Consider the following 23,663-nt stretch of genomic DNA (forward strand, 5'->3'; position numbering starts at 1 on the left):
CATGAAAAATAAAATTTTTATAGTACTTACGGCGATACTATTTTTAGTTTCCTGTAAAAAACATGAAGTAGCTGTAAATCCGAGCTCAGAAAATGCAACGGTTGTAGATTCAAGTACAGCAGAAAAATTACCTTCTGGTCCGATTCCAAATACCATTATGACCGAAGCTGTTGTGAAAAATCTTACCACTTCTATTTATGGTTGGGCGTGGCCAATGGTGAATATTCATAATAGAGTTGAAACCTTTAGAAATCTTCCGGGTCCTATTTATGGAGAAGGAATTCTGCCACTTGCACCACCAAATCATCTTTGTATGCTTACAGATTATGTGGCGCCACAGGAACGCGCCGTTGCTTGTCCAAATCAGGATGTAGTTTATGGTTTGGCTCCATTAGATTTGGCAATAGAACCAGTAGTAGTGCAAGTTCCTGATTTTGGTGACCGATTCTGGGTTTATCAGGTATGTGATCAGCGTACAGACGGATTTGCAAGTCTTGGTAAAATGTATGATACAAAACCTGGTTTTTATCTTTTAGCTTCGAAAGACTGGAACGGTACTGTTCCAGACGGTATTATCAGCGTTTTTAAATCTCCGACAAGTCGTGGAATTGTAATTCCGCGTGTGTTTCAAAGCGATGATCCTGCTGATAAAAAAGCGGTACAGCCATTAGTTCAACAAATTGGTTTATATCCTTTAAGCAAATACGATGGAAAAGTAAAAACAACGGACTGGACTAAAATAAAATCAACGCCACCTCCTGCAAAAGGAGAAAAAAGCGAAAATAAATGGGTAAAACCAGAAATCTTTTTTGACCAGTTAAGCGATATTTTAAAAGAGGTTCCACCAATGAAAGGAGAAGAAGCGCTTTATGCACAAATAAATGCATTATTAGAAGCCGTGAAAAGAGATCCAAAATTAAAAGCGATTGCTGTAAATGCCGCAATTGATGCCGAGAAAAATTACGTTACGCCATTGTTTCAGTTTCAAAATGTGGGTTATCCTATCAAATACAATTGGACAACACAGCGTAACGGAGCGCAATTTGGTTACGATTATCTGACAAGACTTTCTTGTGCCAAAGCTAATATTTTTGTGAACAAACCTAACGAAACCAGATATTTTTATCAGGATTTGGATGAGAATGGCGCAAGATTAAATGGAAGTAAAAAATATACCGTAACATTTCCAAGCGGTCAGATTCCACCAGTAAAAGGATTTTGGTCACTTACTCTTTATAATGAAGATCACTTTTTTGCACCAAATAGTCTTAACAGATATTCTTTAGGGACAAAAAATAAAAACTTAAAGAAAAACCCAGATGGTTCTTTAACGCTTTATGTTCAAAGTACACCTCCATCAGAAGATAAAATGAGCAATTGGCTTCCGGCACCAAAAGAAGTTTTTTCTCTATATATAAGATGTTATTGGCCAGAAGAATCAGTTTTGAATGATAGCTGGAATCCGCCTGCGGTTAAAAAAAGTTAATTAATTCGATAATAGAAAACCTAAATTTTATCAATTATGAAAAAAATAATTATTTCTGGAATATTGTTAGTTACATTATTTACAGGTTGCAAAGAATCTTCAAAAACAAATCCTGCAGATACCGCTACGGCCTCTGAAAAAATAGCAAATCAGGATATTGTAGGCGGTTATCCAACAGCTGAGTCTTCTGAAAAACTAAATGATGATTTATATTTTCAAAGAGCTACACAGGTTTATTTATGGGCATTACCAGCAGTAAATATGTACGCTATGAAAGAAGGTTTGGGCAAAATATCTGGAGAAGGTTATAATGTGATTTCTGTTTTTGAGAAAAGACTAAAGCCTAAAACTGTAATTACAACTCCTAATTCAGACGTTATTTATGCTTTAGGATTTGCTGATCTTAGTAAGACAGGGCCTTTAGTTTTAGAAGTGCCGCCAAATTTACAGGGAATATTAGATGATTTTTGGCACAGACCATTAGTCGGTCCTGCAAAACCTGATGGAACAACTTATTTAGGGGATATTGGTCTTCCTGGTCCAGATAAAGGAAAAGGTGGAAAGTATTTGGTAGTTCCATCCGATTATAAAGGTGTTGTCGATGCAAAAAACTATTTTGTCTTCAAATGTAAAACAAACGGACTTTTTATTTTTCAGCGCGGTTTCTTTAAATCTGTAGATGATTTGTCGCCTGGAGTAAAATCTGTTGAAGGAATTAAGGTTTATCCACTTAACGGAGAAAAAATGCCAATGAATTTTAAACATGTTTCCGATGTTCCTTCAAATTCATTGTTTGCACATGATTTCAGCTACTTTGAAATGTTGAATCGATTTATACAAAGTGATAAAGTAGATGATATTGATCCTTATATGCATGGAATGCTGGAAGCGATTGGAATCAAAAAAGGAGAGACATTCAGTCCTACAGACAAGCAAAAAGAATTATTAGGCAAAGCGGCAGCAACCGCATGGAAAATGGCTAAAAATGTTGCCGGAAATTATGATAAAGAAAAAGATGCACTTTGGTGGGCAGACCGCAAATGGATTGCTCATGCGAAAACAAAACAAGACGATTTCATGCATACATTGCTAGACGAAGAATATCGCAACAGAATTACAAAACATACCGATGTAAATGCTAAAATACAAATGTACATCAACCATTATTCAATAAGTTCTGGTATGATGTCTTCTATTCCAGGTTTAGGAGCAAAATATGGAAACGCTTATAAAGATAAAGACGGAAATTATTTAATGGGAGAGAACACTTATAAAATTACATTTCCTGCAAATCCACCTGCTGGATTATTCTGGTCATTGACCTTATATGATGCAGAAACTGCTTCAGGTGTTGATGCGAAAGATCAGGTCTATCCTTCTTTAAATTCTATGAATAAGCTTATTTATAATGCAGATAAATCGGTAACTTTTATTGTGGGGCCAGATAAACCTTCTGGCGAGGCAAATTGGTTAAAAACAGTTCCAGGAAAAGGATGGTTTGCTTTGTTCCGTTTTTATGGACCAAAACAAGAATTTTTTGACCGAAAATATAAACCAGGCGATTTCGAGAAAGTAAAATAAAGATCAAGTTTTATTCCTTAAAATAAGATTTATGAATCTAAGATTGTATTGCTGCTGTTTTTGGTTATGCTTTTCTTTCATTCCCGCTTTTAGCCAGTCTGATGAACAGCATACGACTTCTGTCGAAGAAATGAGTAAGAAAAGACAAGACCCAGTAAGTGGTTTGCGTAGTGTTTTTCTGCAGGAAGTACTGCTTCCTGTAGGAGACGGTACTGCAAGTTCATTTTCTGTTCAGCCTGTTTATCCTTTTAAACTGGGAACAAATCTCAAGCTTATTACGTATACCATTATTCCCTTTCAATCCATACCTCCAATTACAGAAGGGGCAACATGCGAGGCAGGAATGGGGAATGTTTTGTTTAACGGATATTTTTCGAGTATTACCAAGAAAGGTAAATTCAGTTGGGGAATTGGCCCGGCAATGCAGATTCCCACACGAACCAATTCAGCTTTAGGAAGCAGTGCTTTAAGTTTAGGGCCAACTGCGTTGTTGTATTATGCCGGAGATAAATTTTCTTTAGGAACCGTACTTCAAAATTATTGGTCGCTGGGTGGTAATGGAGATAACAAAGTGAATTCAGGAAGTCTTCAATACATTGCTTATTACAATTTTTCACAAGGCTGGTTTGTAGAAAGTAATGCTACTATTGTTGCCAATTGGCTTGCTGACAGTAATAATCGCTGGCTGGTTCCCATTGGCGGAGGCCCGGGAAAAACGTTTAAAATAGGAGAAAAGAGTAAATTGTTTTATTCTGCAGCCGCACAAGCTTTTTATAACATTGAAAAACCAGAATATGTTGGAAATTGGCAGGCAATTTTTCAGTTTCAGGTGATTTTTTAAATCTAAGTAAGAGAGTTAATTACAATTAAATATTTTGAGTTAGTAAGTTGAAAACCTCTGAAACCATTGATCTCAGAGGTTTTCTAATTTTAGTTTCCTTTTAGTAAATTGATGCTAACTGTTGCGGTATCAGAATCTGGAAATCGTTTAAAAACGGCTTTATCAGGAAATAAACCAGCCTCTGCAGCAACTTTGTTAAAAACATCAATTTCGACGATGTATTGATCCGAAAAACCGTGTGTAGCATCGTAAGCCGTTGCAGGAGTTTTTCCGATATTCTGAGCTGTTAGTTTCGGGTTTATGGTGTGCAGTTCAATCAGAAGTAAACCAAATTTATAAACGTACGGCGACCATCGTTGTAAATGTTCCAACAAATTATCTTCAACCAGATTATTGCTGATTCTTTTTCCTCTATGCGCAAAAGCTCCTGTTGAGGTACTGATTCTATTTTTATCTTCGTGTTGAGGTTCCGTCCAAATTCGATTGTGATCCAGAAAAGTTCTCACATTCAGCAAATCTTTTAAATCGATATTATAATTCTCTTTTAAATCATTCGAAAGCAAATCTGGGCGTCCAATATCACCCCAAATGACTTTTGCCCAAATATCTGCTTTTATCAAATTGGCTCTTGTAACTTTCAAAGCTGTCTGATTATAATCGGCACCGACCAAAAATAACGGATATTCGTCAAGCATTTTACCTCGTAAAGTCTGTCGGTCGATTACTTCAAAAACATGCTGTAAAAAAGCACCGTTTCCACAACCCATATCCAGAATTCCTTTGGGCTGTTCTTCGATTGGGAGATTAAAAAGTTTGATCAGAATTTCATCTACAACCTTAAAATAGGTGTCATGTGCGCCACCGCTTCCCCAAACGTTCATTTCGCGATCTACGTGAATTTCATTTTCACCTTCATTAGTTCTTAAAACATCGGGATTTCCAAAAAGCAAATCGTCCATTTTAGCAAATGTTGGTAAATAAGAAACCGTAACACCATAAGCACTGGCTCTTTTGGCAAAAAACAAACCCGCTTCGGTAAACTGATAATTGCCGTTTTTTTCTAAAAACCATCCCAAATGCACAAAAAAGTCCAGAATCTTTTTAAAATTTTCAGGCGATTTATGAAACTCTTCCGGACGGAAAGAAGTCTCCATAAAGTATTTATGAAACATTCCGTTCATTGCCAGACGAACAATCGTTGGGCCGATCAAATAGCCTTCAATATGTTTTAAAATCTGATTCTGAATTTCATTGGTTAAAGGATCGTCTGAAAGTTCGATTCCGTATCCCTTTTTATATTTTTCAAAAATGAGATTGAGTTTTTCAAAAGGAGTATCTTCAAACTGACGCGGATGAAACTGTGTAGATAATTGAAGCAAATCGACAACATCTTCGTATAAATAAAATAACGAAAAAGCCGTTTTGGTTTTCTCGTTTACCCCAATTATAATTTCCTGTTTTTGATTATTGACTTTATATTCCAGAAAACCCTGTGAAGCCAAAAGTCGCAAACCAATATTCAGATAACCTTCATTGGCTTTGAAAACATTTGTAAGTTCTGATAATGAAAGCTGTTTTTTCTCTAAAAGATACTCTAAAACTGATTTTTTCTTAAGCGCTATGGCAACGGGAGCAGTAACTAAACCGTCGAGATGCCTGAAAATGGAACTTAGAAGTTGTGATTTTTCGGTCATAGTGTAAGAGTGAAGGTTTAGTTTAAAAATAGTGAAAATTTTTTAAACGAAGCGCATCCAAATTTGCTCCAGAGGAGCAAAATATTTATAGCAAATAAAATCACAAATAAAAAAAGCTCCAGCGGAGCGATATATTTTGAAAGTCTCATTTTTTTTATGTCGTTATTTTCAAATATAGCCTGTGGTTTCAACCACGGGGACACAATGGAAAAACGATACGTTTCCCGTGGTTGAAACCACGGGCTATGTTTATACAGGGTTTGCGAAAGTGATATTTTACACATAATGTATTAGAATAAAAACTTTGTTTCAAATTATAACTTGAAACACACTTTTAAAATGTTCAGTTTTAACTTTGTTTAATTTTGAGATGAATTCTAATGTAAAAATCAAAAACTAATAATCATTGTATTAGGCTTCAATCTAGTATAATTTTAAATCTGTCACAATGAAAAAACAACTATGCATTTACCTGTTTTTTATTATTCTAACAGGTTGTAAAAAAGAAACTTCTGACAGTGCTGAAAAAAACACAGCAGATTCTTCTATTGATACGGTAAAAACTGATTCTATAAAGCTTCCGGGATCAGATGTTATTCTACATCCGGAATATGCCAGAGGTATTGCACGAATGGCTTATATTTGGGGTTATCCGCTTGCTAATATTTTTAATAGAAGAAATGCTTTTCGTCCACTAAAAGAACCTGGAAGGCTAAACGGCGTACTTCCTGCGGCTCCACTGGGGCAAATATGTATGCTTTCAGATTACATTGCGCCACAGCAGAATAGTGTTGCTTGTCCCAATCAGGATGTTGCTTATGGGTATGGATATTTCGAATTAGATAAGAATCCTGTAGTAATTCAGGTTCCGGATTTTGGTGACAGGTTCTGGGTTTATGCGCTCTATAATGCACGAACAGAACAAACAGGAAATATGGGTAAAATGTACAATACGAAGCCTGGGTTTTATCTGCTTCATGGTCCAAACTGGAAAGGTAAAGTTCCATCTGGAATTGCGGGTACAATTAAATTTGAGACCGAATTAGGAAATGCAATTCCGAGAGTTTTTTTAGATGATACCCCTGAGGATAGAATTGCTCTACAGCCGATTATTAATCAAATTGTTGCTTATCCGCTTTCTGAGTTCGATGGTAAAATGAAAACAAAAGAATGGAATAAAGCACCCGATATTCCTACTGGAAATACAGGAGGAGGAGAAATTAAATGGGTAGTTCCTGAAAAATTCTTTGATTTATTGCCAGAAATTTTGGAAAAAGTACCACCGGTAAAAGGAGAAGAAGCTTTATATGCACAATTTAGAGCGCTATTAGCGACTGCAGCCAAAGACCCTGAAATAAAAAAAATTATTGTTCAGGAAGCTGTTGATTTAGATAATACTCTAATTAAAGATTATTTGAAATGGAAATACAACGGAAAACCTGCAGGAAATGGATGGAACAGGTCTTTTCATAATGCCGTTTGGGGATTTGATTATACAAACCGAACTAGTTCTGGAAGAAGTAATATTTTTGATAACAGACCAACTGAAACACAATATTTCTACACGGACAACACTAGTAAAAGGGAAAAACTTAACGGGAATAATAATTACAAAGTAAACTTTAAAGTATTGCCTCCTGTAAAAGGTTTTTGGTCTATGACCTTATATAATGCTGAACACTTCTTTTTCCCAAATGACTTAAAACGTTATTCATTAGGAACTAAAAATAAGGGACTTAAAAAAGAATCTGATGGATCACTTACATTATATGTAGGAAACAAAAATCCCGGAGCAGATAAAGAAAGTAATTGGATACCTGCACCTAAAGGAGATTTTTCTTTATACATAAGAGCATATTGGGGTGAAAAAGCAATTATTGACGAAAGCTGGATTCCACCATTAGTTGAAAAATATTAAGGTAGTTAATTCATTTTTTAGTATTTAAAGACAGACAATTTTTTTATGTTGTCTGTCTTTTTTATTATCATAATGCTCTCAACAATTCCGACATCTCAACATTCAAAGCTTTACCAATTCGTATAAGTTTATCAATTCCAATAATTTGTTTACCAAGCGTATATCTTTTTGAAGTTTTCATTTACAGTCAAATATGACTGGATATATACGTTCCTCATTTTTCAATTCCTTGCCGATAAATTTGTTGAAAAACAAAGCTATGGACATGATTGAAAAACTAGAAAATCTTAAAAAATTAACTGCTCTATATTTAAATACTTTGAAACCTGTGTCTGAAGAAAAGAACATATATGAAGCAAAAATCAAATTGTCAAGTTATACCGAATTAAGTTCTATCATTACACAAATGCTAAAGTCCTGTATTTTAGTATTGGAATTAAATGCAAATAAAGATTCAGATATTGCTTTAATGCTGGAAATGGTATTACAGTTGCTTCCTGTAGATGAATTTGAATTGCTGGACAGAATAAGTGAAATTGCAAAAGTTGAGAGTTTGGATGAATAAGAGGAAAATCAAAATATTCTAAAAAGCTATTCCAAATTGAAATCCTGCGGTAAATGAAGCGGGATGATCATTACCAAAACGAACAGGTAAAGGCACTGCGGCATAATAACTAACGCTACTTGTTTTGATTAATGTTTTATTGAATACAGGTGTAAAACCGTATCTTCCATTACTATCAAAGGCAAGTCGTCCTGCAAAACTATATCCTTTTCCCAAAGCAACTAGAATTCCAGGATGAAATAATAAACTTGTTGTTTTACTAGATCCGTTATCGTCTTTAATATTGGGAACAATTTCAAAAGAAAAGCCTATTTTACTGCTTTTCCAAATGTTGATTCCAGTAGGAAATGATACAGCATAATAATCTCTAAAATTTACGGCAGTTTCGTCTCTGCTCACAGTAACAATTGGATGCATAATGCCAAAATACCCCGTGATTTTTGGATAAGTAGTTTGAGAAAAAGAAAAGGAACTAAAAAGTAATACTAAAAAAAGGAATGTGTATCGAAACATGGAGTTTTGTTTTATTGGTTATAAAAACAAAGTTAGTTCCCTGTGTTTTCCTTTAATAGAACGCTTTTTACGTTTTTGTATAAAGATTACTTTTTACGGATTTTTCTGCGATAGACGGAAGGATTATTTCCAGTATGTGCCTTAAAAATCCTAGTGAAATGGCTTTGATCAGAAAAACCAGTCATATAGGCAATTTCAGTTAGGGTGTATGAAGAGTTTTCAATTAGATTTATAGCTTTCTCAATGCGTTGTTTTCGAACGTATTCTCCAAAATTTAGATCTTCAAAATGTTTAGAAAATTCCCTTGATAAATAGGAAGGATTTAGGTCAAGTTCGCTTGATATTTTTTTTAAGTCAAGAGTAAATTGTGCATCAATCTGATCTTGAATGATTTCTTTGAGATCTTTAACCCATGAAGGCGTTTTGGCATTGCTTTTTTTATCTTTTAAAAACTTATTGTAAACTTCATGAAGAAGATTTTCAAAGGGACTGTTTTGTAAATGTTTTTGTTGGTACAAATGAGTTGCCCAGCTGTAAAGAGCATCATAAAGCAGTATTCCTGTTTCTAAAAGTTTGTAATCATTAGTAATATTATAAGAAAGGCCAGCTGATATTGCCCAAAGTCCAGCCGATTCTTTGGCGATTTCATGACGGTCTGTATCCGCTCCGCGTACGATGTCGGCAATAATGAATAGGGCGGGATCTTTTATTTCATGTTTTTTTACGAAATAATCAAAAGTGCATTGTTCTTCATAATGCGTGTATTCTACATCCGGAATATCAAACGGAACAGCATTTAATTTTTTTGCTTTTTCTAAAACCTGATCATAGGGTACATATATAAATTCTGCTTCAGAATCTATAAATTTCCTTATTAGCCATGGGCAGGCGATTCGATCTATTTTAGGTCTTTCTCTGGTGATCCATTTCATTATGGAAAATTTTAATCACTGCTAATGTACATTTTATCTTTATTTTTTTTCAAGAATATTTTTAGAATTTGACTCAAATAGAAATGGTCATAATTAAATATTTTGGTTTTCTGAAGCACTTAATTGTGCGTTTCCTTAAATTTATACTTCAATAACCAAAACAAAATCAAAGAAGTATGGAACCAACAATAGAAGTATTTCTAAATTCCGTCAAAAAAATATGTCCTAAAATGACTGATTACGAATTGGCTCTATATGCTACAAAACTTACTATTGAATCGTTTTCTAAAAAAGAGTACTTTCTTCAGTTTGGTCACGTACAAAAGAATATTGGTTTTATTGCAAACGGTTTAGTCCGCTCTTATTTTATAGATAAAGATGGAGACGAAATTACAGTAGGTTTTTATGCCGAAGGCGATTACGCTACACATTATTCTGCCTTTATAGAACAACAGCCCAGTAAATATTACATTCAATGCTTAGAGCCAACTGTTATGGTTTGTCTTTCTCACGAAAACATGCAGTGGGTTTACGATCATATTCCAAATCTGGAAAGATACGGAAGATTGATTGCAGGCGAAATTCTAAAACGGCAGCAGGAACGTATTGAAAGCTTTATATTTCAAACCGCCGAAGAACGTTACATTGATTTTGTAAAACATCATTCCGGTTTATTTAACAGAATCTCGATCTCTCATTTATGCAGTTTTTTAGGTATTGAAAGGCAGACATTGACCCGAATTCGTCAAAAAATAGCGCATCAGTAGTATTTTACTTAAAAAAAATAGACTAAATTCAATCCTTGAAAGAATACCATTTCTTCAATTATCCTCATGTGCGAAAACGTAAAAGAAATTAAACTATGTACTTGTATTATTAATGACAACGATACTGTCATTAGTCATAAAAGATTTACGAAGTATAAAAGTAAAAAGCGTAATGATTATATCTGGGTTCTCGAAAGATATGTAGGGTATGCCAATACCACGATGGACGGAATGATTATTTTTCCTCTGGATACTTTAAATGAAAGTCTGTCGACTAAAAAAATGTTGGAAGAACTCAACAGCAGAAATTGTTTTGATTTTGAGTACAATCCGAGCGAAGGGGATAATCTGGAAATTTTCGCTCCTGGCAGTTACGATAGAAAGTTATCGTTTATTTACAGAAACGAAGAATGGACAGCCGATCACTACAATGGTTTTCTTCATGAAACCGAAAAAATAAATTTCGGCAGAGTTACTTTTGACTAAAGGTGATCTTTATTTATTTCTGAATTTACCGAATCAACAAAAATACTCTAAAAGAAACATTGCTTTATCTTTTAGTCCTTTTTATAATTTCTTCCAGAGTGAGCCATTGTGGTTTTTGTATATCATGATCTCCGCTTTCCTGTGTATGGTGTCCAGTAAAAAATAGTACAGGCATCTGCTTTTGGTGTTTAGGATCATATTCTTCGTTTCCGTCTCTTATTATTGTATGGTTTAAAGAACAAAACAGTTCAGTAACAGTTCCATTGGTTCTAGCTATAATACTTTTGATGTCCCACGCATAACCCCAGTATTTTTTGTTATTTTCAATAATAATCGGATTTATATACTGCAAAGTTGTATTTTTTCCTGTTATCAGATTTTGATCTGTAATAATATAATCAGCTCCGTCTTCATCACCAATGACTTCAAACATTTCCGGTTCAGGGTCATTATCTAAATTGATAAACCAGCGGTAGTAAAAACCATCCGAGTAGTATTTCGTTTTTTTAATGGTTTTATAATCAGAGGAAATCCAGTATTCATTTCCAATACCAAGACTGTCTGATTTGGTTTGGCAAATATAATCGAGAATACCATCACCATTAAAATCAACGGTTTCTGTCTTCTCAATTTTTTCTCCAAGATAATTTAAAAGCTCTTTTGTAGCCGGAATTTTTTTGGGGCTAATAAGATCCACGATTTTATAACCTTTTAGGGAATCTGCAGTTTCTGTTTCATTAATTATTTCTTTTGGTTTCAGTTTTACTGCATCGGGTTTAACTGATTTTTTTTCTTGTTTTAAAGCGTCTTTACAGGAAATTAAAAGTCCAATCGTAATAATGGAGAGAAGCAGTTTTAGTTTCATTGGGCAGGCTGATAAAATTTTTATAAATCAAATTTAAAGTAATTGTCTATTCTTTTCTCTTTTTTGGTGTTTTTTTCTGAAAAAGAGATTTGTTCAAAAAAGGAGAAATAATTTTGACACATTTGTGTCAGGAACGCCTTTGTGATATTTAAAATCTTTGCAGTGTCAAATTAAATGATACTGCAATGAAAACGAATATCTTACTTATACTTGGGCATCCTTCTCAAAATTCTTTTTGTAATGCATTGCTTAATGCTTATAAAAAAGGAGTAGAGCGTACAGGTGCAAACTGCAAAACAATTTACATATCAGAATTAGATTTTGATGTCAATCTTGCTGACGGATACAAAACGGGAGAAAAACTACAACTCGAAGCCGATTTAGTTGAAGCTCAAAAACTTATTTTATGGGCTGACCATGTTGTTTTAGCTTATCCAAACTGGTGGGGATTTATGCCCGCCATTACCAAAGGATTTATAGACAGAATCCTGCTTCCTGATTTTGCATTCAAACACCATTCAGGAAAAATATTCCCAGAAAAACTTCTCAAAGGAAAAAGCTTAAGGCTTTTAGTTACGATGGATACGCCAAAATGGTGGTTTTATCTCATCTATCGTGCATCTCAATATCAGATACTTAAAAACATTGTGTTTGGTTACGTTGGTTTCGATCCAATCAAATTTTCCACTTTCGGATTTATGAGAAAATCGACTGACAAACAACGCAGTAAATGGCTTAAAAAAGTCGAACAATTAGGAACACAACTTAAATAATTACAATTAAAAATCACACATCATGAAAAATTTAGCAAAAGAGCATAAAACAGCTCACATCGATTCTAAAAAAGGATTCAAAACTCACTTATTGGTATTTGTATTAACCGTTCAAGTACTTTGGTTAACCTGGTTACTAACAGATCAAACAGTTTTATGGCCGCTTTGGCAGAATGCTGCTTGGGCAGTGGGAGTACTATTTCACTATTTAGGAGTTTATGTTTTTAAAAATAAAACAGCAATTCCGAGACTTTTGGCTTCTGTATTTGCCTTTACTTCATTCTCTGCAGTTGCTTCTTGCAATAGCAATAATGACGACAACAGCGGAAAACCACAAACGTATGTTTTGGTACATGGCGCATGGCAGGCTCCTTATGTTTGGGATGAAGTAAAAGCGAATTTAATGAAAAACGGTAATAGCGTAATTGTAGTAGAACTTCCAGGTCATGGAAAAGACAATACGCCAAATCAAAATTTATCATTAAATTTATATCGTGACAAGGTTATTGAAGCACTTTCTAAAGTAAACGGAAAAGTGGTTTTAGTAGGGCATAGCATGGGGGGAATGGTCGTTACGGCCGTTGCCGAAAGTATTCCAACTAAAATTAGCAGACTGGTTTACATTGGTGCTTTTTTGCCAACATCTGGGCAGGCTATTGCCGATATTGCCAAAACCGATCCAGATTCGCAGTTAGGACCTACCCTGATTGAAGCTGCGGATCATTTGACTCTCGATGTCAAATCTGATGAATTAACTCGTTTGTTTATTAATGATGGCACAGCTGCGGCCAAACAAAAAGTAATCGATAATTATCGCGCTGAACCTGCAATTCCGTTTTCTAACGCTGTTACACTAACTTCTCAGAATTTTGGAAGTGTAGAGAAAGTTTATATCAAAACACTTCAAGATATTGTCATTTCGCCAAGACTGCAAGATCAAATGATTTCTAAAGCTGGAATCAAAACGATTTACGAAATCAACAGCAGTCATTCTCCTTTTTTATCCCAGCCAAAAGCAGTTTCAGATGTATTGATTCAAATAGGAAAACAACTTTAAAAATCAATTATCATGAGAATGAAAACCAAAAAGACAATTTCTAAAGGAATGCTAGGCATTTTTAGTCTTTTAGTTATGAACGGCTCTTCAGCTACAGCACAAATTGCTGATGAGAATCAGGAAATAGTTGCAAAAATGACACGTTACGAAGTCAAAAAAGAAAATCAGGAGAAATTCCAAAAGACGGTTGCTAATTATGTGAAGAAATCCATATCAAATGGAAATAATATCATGTCAGAAGCTTATTTCGAACAGGAAGATCATGGCGTTATCTGGCTTTTTGAAAGGTGGAAAAACCAAGACGAATTAGAAAAATTCTGGAAGAATGCTAAAGAATTGAATGGCTTGGTTAAAACAGCTTTAGTAAAACCGGAGAGAATAATCTATGTGAAAGATTTAGAACCTTTAACCAAAAAAGAATGGCGCAAAACCAGTAAAAAAGGAGAGGAGCAGTTAACCATCATGCTTTTTGTAGATGCTAAAAAAGGGACAGAAAACAATTTTATGGAAGTCTATCACAAAGCAATGCCTGAATTTAGAAGTGAACAAGGTGTTGTAACGTATCAATTATCACAGTTAAAAGAAGATGCTTCTCAGTTTGCGACTTTCGAAAAGTTTAGAAACAAAGAAGCGTTTCAATACCATTTGAATTTTCCACCCATTCAACCCGTAATAGACTATCTGAATACAAGTATTAAAAAACAGCCTTTTCAGGACGGAATTCATAACCTGATTGAATTTGCGCCTCTGATTCGAGAATGATAAAAACAATTAAAAATTAAAAATTAAAAATTAAAAATTAAAAATTAAAAGATAACTCTTAAACCTAAAATGAAATGAAAACAATACCTAAAATGATCGCTGCAGGTATAACCACAGTATTTGCAGTATTAAGTGTAGAAGGACAAGTAACAGTAAAAACAAAAGAAATGAAAACAGCAACAACTAGCGAATTCGAAATTGTAAATCAATTGTCAACCCAAGTAGCGGTTGTCAATATGCCCGTAACCAAATTATTAAACGCACCGGGGAATGAAGCGTTAAGAGATTTTTTCTTTACACCTGTAAAAGATAAATCAGTATTGAAAGGAAAAAAAATTGCCGTTATCGTAGCCGACGGATTTGAAGAAATTGAATTAACAGGTCCAGTTTGGTATTTTAAAGAATTAGGTGCTCAGGTCGATATAGTAGCGCCAAAATACAATCCAGCGCCGGAAAGATATGGTTTGGTATATCCGGAAATGTCCAAAACGCATGTCATGGCTATTCAATACTTACAACCTGTTGGATGGATTAAATTTGACCGTACAGCGGATCAGATTAAAGTAAATGATTATGATGCGGTGTTTATTCCGGGTGGAGCGTGGAATCCGGATAATCTGCGTTATGATAAGGATGTTATTAAGTTCATCCAAGATTTTAACCAAGCAGGAAAACTAATTGCAGCTATCTGTCACGCTCCGGTTGTATTGGCTTCTGCCGATATTTTGAAAGGAAGAAAACTAACAGGTTATTGGAACATTCAGGTAGATTTGAAAAATGCAGGAGGAAATGTGGTAGAACAAAGCGTGGTAACCGATGCCAATATCATTACAAGTCGTCACCCAATCGATGTAGCCGATTTTTCAAGGGCAGTTGAAAGTTGGTTAGTTAAGAAATAATTATACTGATTGAAAAAATATAAAGGCTGTAATATTATTCCTTGAATACATAATTGTGTTCAGGGAATACTTGTTTGATAGATAGTGGTTTATGTTCTAAAATTGGCTATTTTTATATGGAAAATTAATCCAATCATGGAATTGCCAAAACTGTCTTTTTACAAAAAGTACAACCTAATTCTTAAAGCCATTATTGCTGGCGGTATATTAGGATTATTATATACTGCAATCACAGATTCTGATTCTGAAAATATAGGTTTGAAATTAGTTTTAGGATTGATTATTGGGATTTCTTTTGGTTTTGTTATTGTTACTTTCGAAAAGCATTTTACCTATTTAAATCAATATTCTTTTGTCAAGGCAATGTTGTTGAAAGCTGTAATTTACAGTATTAGCATTTTGATTTTCTTATTGTTTTTTGTGGTTTTATTTACCAGTATTTTGGAACATATTGCTTTAGAAGAAGCTTTTAAGCAATATATTTCTAAGCGTTTAGTTGGCGATTTTATTTTTTCGCTTGGTGCTTCGGTGTTTTTAATTCTTTTTTTAGAAATAAGCAGTTTATTGAGTGCAGGATTTTTCTATAATTATTTTACTGGAAAATATCATAGATCAATTCAAGAAGAACGTATTTTTATGTTTGTCGATGTCAAATCTTCCACGACATTGGCTGAACAATTGGGAGATATTTTGTACAGCAGTTTATTACAGGATTTATTCAGTCATTTTACCGATGGAATTCTGGCTTCTCGTGCCGAAATCTATCAATATGCTGGAGACGAAATCATTTTGACTTGGAAATCAGCTACAGGAATAAAAGAAAATCGTTGTTTATGTTGTTTTTATATGCTGAAAAAAAGTATAAAAAAACGAGAAGATTATTATCTCAAAACCTATCAAATTGTACCAAAATTTAAAGCCGGAATGCACATTGGAAATGCAGTAACAACTTGGGTTGGAAAAGTAAAAAAAGAAATTGTGTATCACGGTGATCTTTTAAACACAACTTCCAGAATCCAATGCAAATGCAACGAATTAAATCATGATTTTGTGATTTCAGAATCGATGAAAAATGCTCTTGTCGAAGATCAATCAATCCAATATGTCCGGCAGGGAGAAATTGAATTGAGAGGAAAAGCCAAGCCTTTACAGCTTTTTACAGTCGATTTTAAAATTTAAACAGAACTATTCTTTAATTAATGAAAATATATAATCAATTCATTATTAGGTTTTAGAGGTAATTTTAAAAAGACAATTTCAAGAAAAAAATCAAATTTTGTTATTTTATAAAAGTTAAAAGCAAAGAAGTAAAAAAACTATGAATTGATTTTTATAGATTTGTAGACTCTCTTATGTTTACCACTAAAGGATATTGGAGAAAAATTAAAAAAGCAAATTCAATGAAGTCTGTTAGGTTATTAGTTATCTGTTTACTATTTGTTTGTTCTTATTCTTATTCCCAATTAAGTTCGGATAAAATATTTGAAAGTTTTAAGCAGGGAGAACGGACTAATTGTTCGTCTATTGCTTTCATTAAAGCTTCTTTAAACGTGTACGGATTAGACAATCTATTTGTAACAGATACTGTAAATGATAAACTCTTCAAAATAACCTTAAAAAATAACGCTTCATTCGATCTTAAAGAAGAAGAATTGAACAGAGCCAGAATTTCTGCTGGTTTTGTGTACATCAAAGACAATTGCGATACAGAAAAAATAACCGATTATGCTGTTCTTACGTATGCTGTAATGGCAAAATACAAACAGATTATCGATAGGGAATCTACTTTTGATAAAGCGCTAGAGGATTTGGAAGATGGGACAGTGTATACGCCAACAATATATAAATACTTAGGTTTTACAGTGGGTAAGCAAGTCCAGAAGTTAAAAAGAGAGTCTGGAAGTGAGTATTGTGGTGTTGTTGCCTGGTCAAAAGCACACGCTGTTTTTGTATGTGAAGAATTCATGGATTATTATGGCAATAAAAAAAGCATTTGGATAAAATATCCAGGACGTTTTAGAATTATAAAAACATAAAAAAAGAGTTTGTTTATTTTAAAGTAGGAAAATAAATATGTTAAAATAAGTAAATTCTGATAATAGTGATAAATGTTAAAGTTTTATCAAAAAAAGAAAACAATAAACTTGTAAATTAAGTTAAAATACATATTTTTGTCGTCGAACAACACCCAAATCAAATTCATAACATGAAAAAGATAATTTTACTAAGTTTCCTTTTCTTATTGGCAACTGAGGCTGTTTCAGCACAAGCGAAAAATGCTCCTAAAAGTATTATTAGTACAACAGCGTTAATCCGTAAATACCATGATCAAAAAGAATTAAGTGGTATGCAAAAAGGAGAGCTTTTGGAATTGTACATTGAGCGTATTAAAGTATTAGTAAAAACTCTTCCTTACATCGCTTTGGTTACTAAACCAGGTGTTACTATGGCTGATTTAGGTATTCCAGACGATGGAGATCACAAGAAAATCTTAGATAACCAAGCAGCTGGTACAACAACTTTCCTAGATACTACAGTAGAGTTCCAAAGAAAGATGATGCCTTACTCCGATAAAGGAAATTTAATCGCTGCGATTTTATTCTACGAAAACACATTAAAATCTCTACACGAATTCAATGATTTGAACGAAATGTAAGATTTACATACAATATTTTAAAACTCCAAAGTCCTAAGATTTTGGAGTTTTTTTATTTTAAAACAATTTGATAGGCGTTGAGCGTTAATTGTAAATTATAGATTGGTTTTCGTTGCGACTGCCCATTGAAATTGGTGAATAGGGTACAGAATCTTGTTATTGTAAAATGAAAAATTCGCAAGTAACTCTAAAAAAAATAAAAATATAGCCGTGGTTTCAACCACGGGAACACAATGTAAATTATATGTCTCCTGTGTTTGAAACGACGGGCTATGTTGAGCAAAAAAGAATGAATATTGAAATTTGTCATTGAGATTTATCATTGCCATTGTCATTGATTTCTCTCTTAAGACATTTTCCTCTTGGTTCATTACCCTCATAAAGGGCAATGTCAGAATGCAGAAATTCAGCGGCAGCAGCAGAATCTTTCACTTTAGAAGCACTTCGTTCTATCATTTCTGATTCAAATTGTTCCAAAGCACTTTCTCTTACACCTTTTTCCTTCCAATACATTGGAGATTTGCAACCTTTTGCAATTTCACGAGCGAGCGCAAGTGCATCTAATAAAGCTTGATTGGCTCCCTGACCTTTAAACGGACTCATAGGATGTGCTGCATCTCCAATAAGTGTTACAGGGCCTGCATTTTCCAGTAATTCTTTATTAATTAATTCACGGTCATAAACAGGATAACCCGAAATCTGTGCTTCTTGTGTTGCGGCTAGTATCTGCGGAATAGGATTGTGCCATTGTGTTCTTCGGCAGGCTTCTTCTTTTAGGGCTTTGGTTCCTTGTGCACTTAAGGCTTTAGCTTCTTCTTCGGACATTGGAAAACTAAGTTGCCACATAATTGAATCTGAAGTATAAGGCATTATATATATTCGTTCGTTTCCATTCGCAGTCTGAAAAACAGTAGCCGAATCTAATAACGGACTATCAAGATTTTCCAATGCTTTTAATGGACATATTCCTAAAATCACAATGCAGTCTAGATAACGCAAAGGAGTTGTTTCTTCACTAATCAGATTTTTGCGAACCGAACTGCGAATACCATCTGCACCTACGAGAATGTCTGCTTTCGCATTTTTTATTTCTCCATTAACTTGAAAACGTAAATCAATCCCTTTTTCAGCCGATGATTTAAAATCTATTAATTGATGTCCCCACTGTACAGTATCGTTGCTTTCCAGCTGTTGTAGTAAAGCCAGACGCAGAGATTGCCGTGCAATATGAATATTGGTGCGTTTTGGTGATGCATTGATGTCATTTTCGAGCCATTTTCTAAAACCCCACTCAGCAATTATTTTTCCTTCAGTATTATGTACAATATGTTTTGTAGAGACTACGCCTTCTTCTAAAGCTGTAATTCCAAATCCTTCCATTGCTTTACTGGCTTGCTGTAAAGTAAGTCCATAACCTTGAGAACGTGCCTCGAAATTAAGGTCACGTTCATAAATTGTAAAAGGAATTCTTCGATGTAAACAAGCAACAGCCAGAGCCATACCGCCAATTCCGGCACCAATAATGGCAACATGTGGAAAATTTTCAAGATCAGGTTTTGGATAAGTTCTAGAAACAGTTAAACCAGATCCGTTGCAGTTGGTGCAAGTATATAAAGCCGCTTTAGCACGAACTGGAGCTGTCCCTGTTTTATCTGATTTTTCAAACTGATCAAGGGCAGTTTGGTAATCAAGCCGTACTTTTTTGCTGATTCTTCGGCTTTTTCTACCGCGTCCTTGGCATTCCTCACAAATAGTCCACATATTCTACTGTTTTACCTTTTCAATTCATTTGTAAAGGCGGGCAAAATTAGAGAAATATTTTCAAAAGTATTATGATATAATTCTGTCTGGAACTTTTGATAGACTTGATGCTTTTGTATTCTTTTAATTTTCAGGATTCCATATTCCAGTTTTGGCTGTTTCTTCTGCATAAGCGCTGAAATCTTTAGCTTTTCTTCCTAAAATTTTTTCAATATCTGAAGTTACATTTGAATTTCTTCCGTCTAAAACCTGTTCAAATAGATAGTTCACCAGCCAGATATGATCTTCAGGAACTTGGTATTCTCGAAGCATTTTCGTGTATTCTTCCAGACTTAATCCTTTAAAGCTGATATTTCTGCCACTTGCATTAGCGATTTCATTTACGGCATCCTTAAAAGTTAATAATCTCGGCCCAGTCAATTCATAGGTTTTTCCGTTGTGATTTTCATCCAAAAGCGCTTGGGTTACTACATCTGCAATATCATCAGCATCAGTAAAAGGTTCTAGTGCTTCGGCTCTTGGCAATGCTACGATTCCGTAAAGAATTGGATCTAGGAAAAAGCTTTCGCTAAAGTTCTGATTGAACCAGCTGGCACGAATGATTGTCCAGTTTTTAGCATTTTTTTTGACGATTTCCTCGCAAACCTGGGCTTCTTTTTCACCTCTTCCAGAAAGTAAAACGATTTTCTCTACGCCTGCTGCTGTGGCAATTTTGGTGAAATTTTCTATAGCTTCTGCTGCAAAAGGAACAGCCAGATCTGGCTGAAATGTGATATAAACTATATTAACATCTTTTACAGCATTTTGCCAGGTTTCGGGATTTTCCCAATCAAAAGGAATAATTTCGTTTCTTGAACCTAAACGAATTTCAACTTCAGGATTATTTTCTAATCTTTTAACAACTCTGCGTCCTGTTTTTCCATTGGATCCTAGAACTAAAATTTTCTTTTTCATATCAGTAGTTTTTTAATGATGATTACTGATGCAAAGTTGTGGAGATTAAAATGCAATCATTTGTCGCAAAAGAATTATGATTTGTTTGAAAAGAACTGTTGTTTGACCTCATTCGGGCGCATGCCGAATTTTTTATGAAACGCATTCGAAAAAGAACTCAGACTTTCATAACCTACTTCCCAAGCCGATTCCTGAACTGTTTTTTCGCTTTCGCGGAGTAATTCGTAGGCTTTGTTTAATCTTTCTTCTTGCACAAATTTAAAAACCGGGATTCCAAATAGTTCTTTGAAATTCTTTTTTAGTTTATTGCTATTAAGACCAACCATTTGTGATAATTGTGTAATGGATGGCGGAGCAGAGTAGTTGATGGTAACAATTTCTTTTGCCTGAAATAGTTTGTTTTTGTCGGTTTCAGACAAATCAGTTTTTTTCTCAGAAGCCAGAAGTGCATAAAAATGAGCAAGAAGTTCGTTGACCTGACTTTTTAAAAAAAGCAAACGTGCATTTCCTGTGTAAGAAGTATTAAAGATTTTCTGAACAGCCAATTGCATTTCAAGTGTCATGTAAAATGAAGGGCCTTTTACAAAATGCTCTTTCGGATGTAATAACTGTGGTAGATAACTTTCGAAAATCTCTTTCTCGGCCTGCGGGAGTGAATTTAGGTTTTTTAGTTTCGTAAAAATACTAATAGATTGTAAAGGTTTGTCGGGTTCAATTTTATGGGAGAATTCGACTTTTTGATTTCCGAAAAAGCAAATTGCCAAACCTGTTGTGTTCATTAGATATTTTGTCTGTTTGTTGTGTTTGATTTCCAGTTCAACATTTCCTGATCCATAAAAGGCAAAGCCAAGCGCGTCGCCGTCTATTTCGCATTTTTGGACTATTGTTTTTGTTGTGTTCGAATGTTCGATTAAAACAATGCAATCGTTAAGTTCAAGAATATCGGTTGTCATGGAATAATGCTGTTTCGGGTAAAATGTGTGAAAAGTTAAGGTTTATTTTTCAGAGTCTAAATAGATTATAATTCAGTATAAATTCATTTAGATTTATTTTAAACTAAAATTTGTACTGCATCATCTTTTAGCTTTTAACATAAAAAATGTTTAATATTGCCTTTTTGATTAGCAACCCTTCAATTTAATGTCTGTTTATAACGAATATACTGATGATTTCTTATTAAATCTTCTAAAAGAAGATAATCAGTTGGCGTATACAGAAATTTTTGAGCGTTATTCTAAACTTTTAATTAATCATGCTTATAAAATTCTTGAAAATCAAGATGAAGCAAATGATGTAGCGCAAGAAGTCTTCCTTTCTATCTGGAATAAGCGCTACGAATTAAATATTACAGGTTCGCTTTCTTCTTATTTATACAAAGCGGTAAAAAATAGAGTACTCAATCATATCGCACATGAAAAGGTGGTTTCAAGATATGCCGATTCAATCTCCAACTTTATAGAAGCCGATTATGTTTTTGCCGATTCTGATCTTCGAGAAAAAGAATTAGAGACGATTATTGCGAAAGAAATTGCATTGCTTCCCGAAAAAATGCGTGAAGTTTTTCTGCTGAGAAAGGTAGAAGAGCTTTCGTATGATGAAATTGCACTTCAATTGAATATTACGGATAAAACAGCCAAGCAACAAGTGTATAATTCGCTTAAAATTCTCCGAGAAAAGCTGAAATCCATGATAAATCTTTTTGTCTGGTGAATTATTTTTATGCTTTTTGTTAATTTTTTTGAATGATTTTCAATTTTGTAACTCGTTCAGTAGTAAATAGAAAGCTAACGTTTTTCTCAATTTGTTAAAGATATAATAATGTTTTTTTAATTTTTTTTGTTTTTGTCTATGACAAAAGCACTTTCTAACTGTCTTACTATTAAACAAGACAAAATTTCGTGTCGTAATTATGAACAAAACCCAAATCTCAGAATTGCTTAAAAAATATCAGGACGGTACTTTATCTAATGAGGATAAAGATAAACTGGATGCTTGGTATCTGCATAAAGCTTCTAACAGCAATTTACAGCTTAATGAATATGAGCTGGAAGATAGTTACCAGCTTTTGAAATCGAAATTACCACTGCAGGAAGAAACAAAAGTAGTCCGTCTTTGGCCTCGTATAGCGGTTGCTGCTTCAATTGCTGTAATATTAGGTACAGGAATTTTTTATTTTGCACAACCAAAAGAACAAAAAGTTCAGGTTGCTGCAAAACCACAGGAAATTGCTCCTGGAGGTACCAGAGGAGTATTGACCCTTTCGAACGGAAAACAAATCGTACTTTCTGAAATTACAGCAAAAGATATTATTGCCCAAGAAGGAGAAGAAGATGAGGTAACAATCAAGATGAATGCCAATGGAGAAATTACTTATATCATAAATCCAAATGCAGCTGGTGCTAAAGATGATAATTCTTTCAACACACTTTCAACTCCAACAGGAGGTCAGTACAATATTATTTTGGCTGACGGAACCAAAGTGTATTTAAATGCAGTTTCATCAATCAAATACCCAACGCAATTTAACGGAGATAAAAGAGTGGTTGAGTTAGAAGGAGAAGCTTATTTTGAAGTGGCGAAAAACAAAAACAAACCTTTTATTGTAAAATCGGATAACCAATCTATTGAAGTATTGGGAACGCATTTCAATGTTCATTCTTATAATAATGAATCGGTTGTGAAAACTACTTTGCTGGAAGGAAGTGTAGCCGTTACGTACAAAAATCAAAAAACAATCTTGAAACCGGGACAGCAGTCTGACGTATCGGAGAGTTTCAGTAAAATCAAAGTGAGAGAAGTAGATACGGAAGAAGCGGTTGCGTGGAAAAATGGCCGTTTCAAATTTGACAATGCTGATTTAAAGACTGTAATGAAACAGTTGGAACGTTGGTACGGAATTAAAGTTGAATATCACGGTGACGTCTCTGATGTTCGTTTTAGTGGCGGTACGTTTAGAAATAAAAATTTATCTGAAGTATTAAAAGTACTTGAGTTTAGTAATATCAAATTTAAGGTTGAAGGAAAAACAGTTATTGTGTATCCCTAAATTTTAAGTTTACCCGAATATACTGAGACTATAAACTAAAAAACCAGAAGCAGTTGCGATGCTTCTGGTTGTTATAAAAGGGTATAGCCAGTATAAGTTGTCCACCT

Annotated in this window: 23 protein-coding genes; 16 read left to right on the forward strand and 7 right to left on the reverse strand. The window is 34.2% G+C overall.

Annotated features, from left to right (window positions below; translation table 11 throughout):
- The first annotated feature begins 1 nt into the window (after position 1).
- Genes BM289_RS15725 through BM289_RS15735 form a run of 3 tightly spaced genes read left to right on the forward strand, consistent with a single transcriptional unit; the run spans position 2 to position 3,908 of the window.
- Positions 2–1,486 (forward strand): DUF1254 domain-containing protein, encoded by a 1,485-nt coding sequence (locus tag BM289_RS15725; RefSeq protein WP_091495231.1) that lies wholly within the window; start codon positions 2–4, stop codon positions 1,484–1,486.
- Positions 1,487–1,522: 36 nt separating this feature from the next.
- A complete protein-coding gene (locus BM289_RS15730) occupies positions 1,523–3,067 on the forward strand; it encodes a DUF1254 domain-containing protein (RefSeq protein ID WP_091495233.1) in 1,545 nt (514 codons plus the stop codon).
- A gap of 31 nt (positions 3,068–3,098) precedes the next feature.
- Positions 3,099–3,908 (forward strand): hypothetical protein, encoded by an 810-nt coding sequence (locus BM289_RS15735; protein ID WP_091495235.1) that lies wholly within the window; start codon positions 3,099–3,101, stop codon positions 3,906–3,908.
- 89 nt (positions 3,909–3,997) lie between these two features.
- Here the strand turns inward: BM289_RS15735 and BM289_RS15740 are convergent, their stop codons facing one another.
- Positions 3,998–5,602, reverse strand: a complete 1,605-nt coding sequence (locus BM289_RS15740; RefSeq protein WP_091495237.1) for a class I SAM-dependent methyltransferase — start codon at positions 5,600–5,602, stop codon at positions 3,998–4,000.
- Between the two features lie 448 nt (positions 5,603–6,050).
- Between BM289_RS15740 and BM289_RS15745 the strand changes: the two genes are divergently transcribed.
- Together BM289_RS15745 and BM289_RS15750 are read left to right on the forward strand one after the other, a co-directional pair.
- Entirely contained in the window at positions 6,051–7,520 is a 1,470-nt protein-coding gene (locus BM289_RS15745) for a DUF1254 domain-containing protein (protein ID WP_091495239.1), read from the forward strand.
- 259 nt (positions 7,521–7,779) lie between these two features.
- Positions 7,780–8,085, forward strand: coding sequence for a hypothetical protein (locus BM289_RS15750; RefSeq protein ID WP_091495413.1), 306 nt, complete (start codon positions 7,780–7,782; stop codon positions 8,083–8,085).
- Positions 8,086–8,103: 18 nt separating this feature from the next.
- Here the strand turns inward: BM289_RS15750 and BM289_RS15755 are convergent, their stop codons facing one another.
- Positions 8,104–8,598, reverse strand: coding sequence for a hypothetical protein (locus tag BM289_RS15755; protein ID WP_091495241.1), 495 nt, complete (start codon positions 8,596–8,598; stop codon positions 8,104–8,106).
- Between the two features lie 86 nt (positions 8,599–8,684).
- Positions 8,685–9,530, reverse strand: a complete 846-nt coding sequence (locus tag BM289_RS15760; protein ID WP_091495243.1) for a chromate resistance protein ChrB domain-containing protein — start codon at positions 9,528–9,530, stop codon at positions 8,685–8,687.
- A 176-nt stretch (positions 9,531–9,706) separates the two neighbouring features.
- Here BM289_RS15760 and BM289_RS15765 point away from each other — a divergent pair, with 176 nt between their 5' ends.
- Both BM289_RS15765 and BM289_RS15770 read left to right on the forward strand, forming a co-directional pair.
- On the forward strand, positions 9,707–10,297 hold the full coding sequence (locus tag BM289_RS15765) for a Crp/Fnr family transcriptional regulator (protein ID WP_091495245.1): 591 nt from the start codon (positions 9,707–9,709) through the stop codon (positions 10,295–10,297).
- Between the two features lie 66 nt (positions 10,298–10,363).
- Complete coding sequence (locus BM289_RS15770) at positions 10,364–10,783, forward strand: hypothetical protein (protein ID WP_091495247.1); 420 nt, start codon at positions 10,364–10,366, stop codon at positions 10,781–10,783.
- A 64-nt stretch (positions 10,784–10,847) separates the two neighbouring features.
- On the opposite strand, the gene BM289_RS15775 is transcribed toward BM289_RS15770, so the two are convergent.
- A complete protein-coding gene (locus BM289_RS15775; RefSeq protein WP_091495249.1) occupies positions 10,848–11,648 on the reverse strand; it encodes a hypothetical protein in 801 nt (266 codons plus the stop codon).
- A 185-nt stretch (positions 11,649–11,833) separates the two neighbouring features.
- Here BM289_RS15775 and BM289_RS15780 point away from each other — a divergent pair, with 185 nt between their 5' ends.
- The 7 genes from BM289_RS15780 to BM289_RS15810 all read left to right on the forward strand — a co-directional run bounded on the left by BM289_RS15780 (position 11,834) and on the right by BM289_RS15810 (position 17,795).
- Entirely contained in the window at positions 11,834–12,421 is a 588-nt protein-coding gene (locus tag BM289_RS15780; RefSeq protein ID WP_091495251.1) for an NAD(P)H-dependent oxidoreductase, read from the forward strand.
- A gap of 22 nt (positions 12,422–12,443) precedes the next feature.
- Complete coding sequence (locus tag BM289_RS15785) at positions 12,444–13,478, forward strand: alpha/beta fold hydrolase (protein WP_091495253.1); 1,035 nt, start codon at positions 12,444–12,446, stop codon at positions 13,476–13,478.
- A 12-nt stretch (positions 13,479–13,490) separates the two neighbouring features.
- Positions 13,491–14,240 (forward strand): putative quinol monooxygenase, encoded by a 750-nt coding sequence (locus BM289_RS15790; protein ID WP_091495255.1) that lies wholly within the window; start codon positions 13,491–13,493, stop codon positions 14,238–14,240.
- A gap of 74 nt (positions 14,241–14,314) precedes the next feature.
- The gene (locus tag BM289_RS15795) at positions 14,315–15,139 is read left to right on the forward strand and encodes a DJ-1/PfpI/YhbO family deglycase/protease (RefSeq protein WP_208610255.1); all 825 of its coding nucleotides are present in this window, start codon (positions 14,315–14,317) and stop codon (positions 15,137–15,139) included.
- 102 nt (positions 15,140–15,241) lie between these two features.
- Positions 15,242–16,318, forward strand: a complete 1,077-nt coding sequence (locus BM289_RS15800; protein ID WP_143102092.1) for an adenylate/guanylate cyclase domain-containing protein — start codon at positions 15,242–15,244, stop codon at positions 16,316–16,318.
- A 221-nt stretch (positions 16,319–16,539) separates the two neighbouring features.
- Positions 16,540–17,175: a hypothetical protein gene (locus BM289_RS15805; protein ID WP_091495414.1), complete on the forward strand. Its 636-nt coding sequence runs from the start codon at positions 16,540–16,542 to the stop codon at positions 17,173–17,175.
- Positions 17,176–17,345: 170 nt separating this feature from the next.
- Positions 17,346–17,795 carry a hypothetical protein gene (locus BM289_RS15810; protein WP_091495261.1) on the forward strand — a complete coding sequence of 150 codons (450 nt, stop codon included), beginning with the start codon at positions 17,346–17,348 and terminating at the stop codon, positions 17,793–17,795.
- A 306-nt stretch (positions 17,796–18,101) separates the two neighbouring features.
- Here BM289_RS15810 and BM289_RS15820 read toward each other — a convergent pair whose 3' ends face one another.
- From BM289_RS15820 to BM289_RS15830, 3 genes are all read right to left on the reverse strand, one after another.
- Positions 18,102–19,556, reverse strand: coding sequence for an FAD-dependent oxidoreductase (locus BM289_RS15820; protein WP_091495265.1), 1,455 nt, complete (start codon positions 19,554–19,556; stop codon positions 18,102–18,104).
- A gap of 123 nt (positions 19,557–19,679) precedes the next feature.
- Positions 19,680–20,510 (reverse strand): NAD(P)H-binding protein, encoded by an 831-nt coding sequence (locus BM289_RS15825; protein WP_091495267.1) that lies wholly within the window; start codon positions 20,508–20,510, stop codon positions 19,680–19,682.
- A 74-nt stretch (positions 20,511–20,584) separates the two neighbouring features.
- A complete protein-coding gene (locus BM289_RS15830; protein WP_091495269.1) occupies positions 20,585–21,463 on the reverse strand; it encodes a helix-turn-helix domain-containing protein in 879 nt (292 codons plus the stop codon).
- A 187-nt stretch (positions 21,464–21,650) separates the two neighbouring features.
- Here BM289_RS15830 and BM289_RS15835 point away from each other — a divergent pair, with 187 nt between their 5' ends.
- Positions 21,651–22,220, forward strand: a complete 570-nt coding sequence (locus BM289_RS15835) for an RNA polymerase sigma factor (protein ID WP_091495271.1) — start codon at positions 21,651–21,653, stop codon at positions 22,218–22,220.
- Positions 22,221–22,419: 199 nt separating this feature from the next.
- The gene (locus BM289_RS15840) at positions 22,420–23,556 is read left to right on the forward strand and encodes a FecR family protein (protein ID WP_091495273.1); all 1,137 of its coding nucleotides are present in this window, start codon (positions 22,420–22,422) and stop codon (positions 23,554–23,556) included.
- The last annotated feature ends 107 nt before the right edge of the window (positions 23,557–23,663 follow it).

Origin of the sequence: Flavobacterium phragmitis, assembly GCF_900112575.1 — a bacterium.
Taxonomy (GTDB): Bacteria; Bacteroidota; Bacteroidia; order Flavobacteriales; family Flavobacteriaceae; genus Flavobacterium; species Flavobacterium phragmitis.

Excerpts from the sequence above, each read along its gene's own strand:
- BM289_RS15725 (WP_091495231.1), top strand. The coding sequence starts at position 2 with ATGAAAAATAAAATTTTTATAGTACTTACGGCGATACTATTTTTAGTT.
- BM289_RS15730 (WP_091495233.1), top strand. The coding sequence starts at position 1,523 with ATGAAAAAAATAATTATTTCTGGAATATTGTTAGTTACATTATTTACA.
- BM289_RS15735 (WP_091495235.1), top strand. The coding sequence starts at position 3,099 with ATGAATCTAAGATTGTATTGCTGCTGTTTTTGGTTATGCTTTTCTTTC.
- BM289_RS15740 (WP_091495237.1), bottom strand. The coding sequence starts at position 5,602 with ATGACCGAAAAATCACAACTTCTAAGTTCCATTTTCAGGCATCTCGAC.
- BM289_RS15745 (WP_091495239.1), top strand. The coding sequence starts at position 6,051 with ATGAAAAAACAACTATGCATTTACCTGTTTTTTATTATTCTAACAGGT.
- BM289_RS15750 (WP_091495413.1), top strand. The coding sequence starts at position 7,780 with ATGGACATGATTGAAAAACTAGAAAATCTTAAAAAATTAACTGCTCTA.
- BM289_RS15755 (WP_091495241.1), bottom strand. The coding sequence starts at position 8,598 with ATGTTTCGATACACATTCCTTTTTTTAGTATTACTTTTTAGTTCCTTT.
- BM289_RS15760 (WP_091495243.1), bottom strand. The coding sequence starts at position 9,530 with ATGAAATGGATCACCAGAGAAAGACCTAAAATAGATCGAATCGCCTGC.
- BM289_RS15765 (WP_091495245.1), top strand. The coding sequence starts at position 9,707 with ATGGAACCAACAATAGAAGTATTTCTAAATTCCGTCAAAAAAATATGT.
- BM289_RS15770 (WP_091495247.1), top strand. The coding sequence starts at position 10,364 with ATGTGCGAAAACGTAAAAGAAATTAAACTATGTACTTGTATTATTAAT.
- BM289_RS15775 (WP_091495249.1), bottom strand. The coding sequence starts at position 11,648 with ATGAAACTAAAACTGCTTCTCTCCATTATTACGATTGGACTTTTAATT.
- BM289_RS15780 (WP_091495251.1), top strand. The coding sequence starts at position 11,834 with ATGAAAACGAATATCTTACTTATACTTGGGCATCCTTCTCAAAATTCT.
- BM289_RS15785 (WP_091495253.1), top strand. The coding sequence starts at position 12,444 with ATGAAAAATTTAGCAAAAGAGCATAAAACAGCTCACATCGATTCTAAA.
- BM289_RS15790 (WP_091495255.1), top strand. The coding sequence starts at position 13,491 with ATGAGAATGAAAACCAAAAAGACAATTTCTAAAGGAATGCTAGGCATT.
- BM289_RS15795 (WP_208610255.1), top strand. The coding sequence starts at position 14,315 with ATGAAAACAATACCTAAAATGATCGCTGCAGGTATAACCACAGTATTT.
- BM289_RS15805 (WP_091495414.1), top strand. The coding sequence starts at position 16,540 with ATGAAGTCTGTTAGGTTATTAGTTATCTGTTTACTATTTGTTTGTTCT.
- BM289_RS15810 (WP_091495261.1), top strand. The coding sequence starts at position 17,346 with ATGAAAAAGATAATTTTACTAAGTTTCCTTTTCTTATTGGCAACTGAG.
- BM289_RS15820 (WP_091495265.1), bottom strand. The coding sequence starts at position 19,556 with ATGTGGACTATTTGTGAGGAATGCCAAGGACGCGGTAGAAAAAGCCGA.
- BM289_RS15825 (WP_091495267.1), bottom strand. The coding sequence starts at position 20,510 with ATGAAAAAGAAAATTTTAGTTCTAGGATCCAATGGAAAAACAGGACGC.
- BM289_RS15830 (WP_091495269.1), bottom strand. The coding sequence starts at position 21,463 with ATGACAACCGATATTCTTGAACTTAACGATTGCATTGTTTTAATCGAA.
- BM289_RS15835 (WP_091495271.1), top strand. The coding sequence starts at position 21,651 with ATGTCTGTTTATAACGAATATACTGATGATTTCTTATTAAATCTTCTA.
- BM289_RS15840 (WP_091495273.1), top strand. The coding sequence starts at position 22,420 with ATGAACAAAACCCAAATCTCAGAATTGCTTAAAAAATATCAGGACGGT.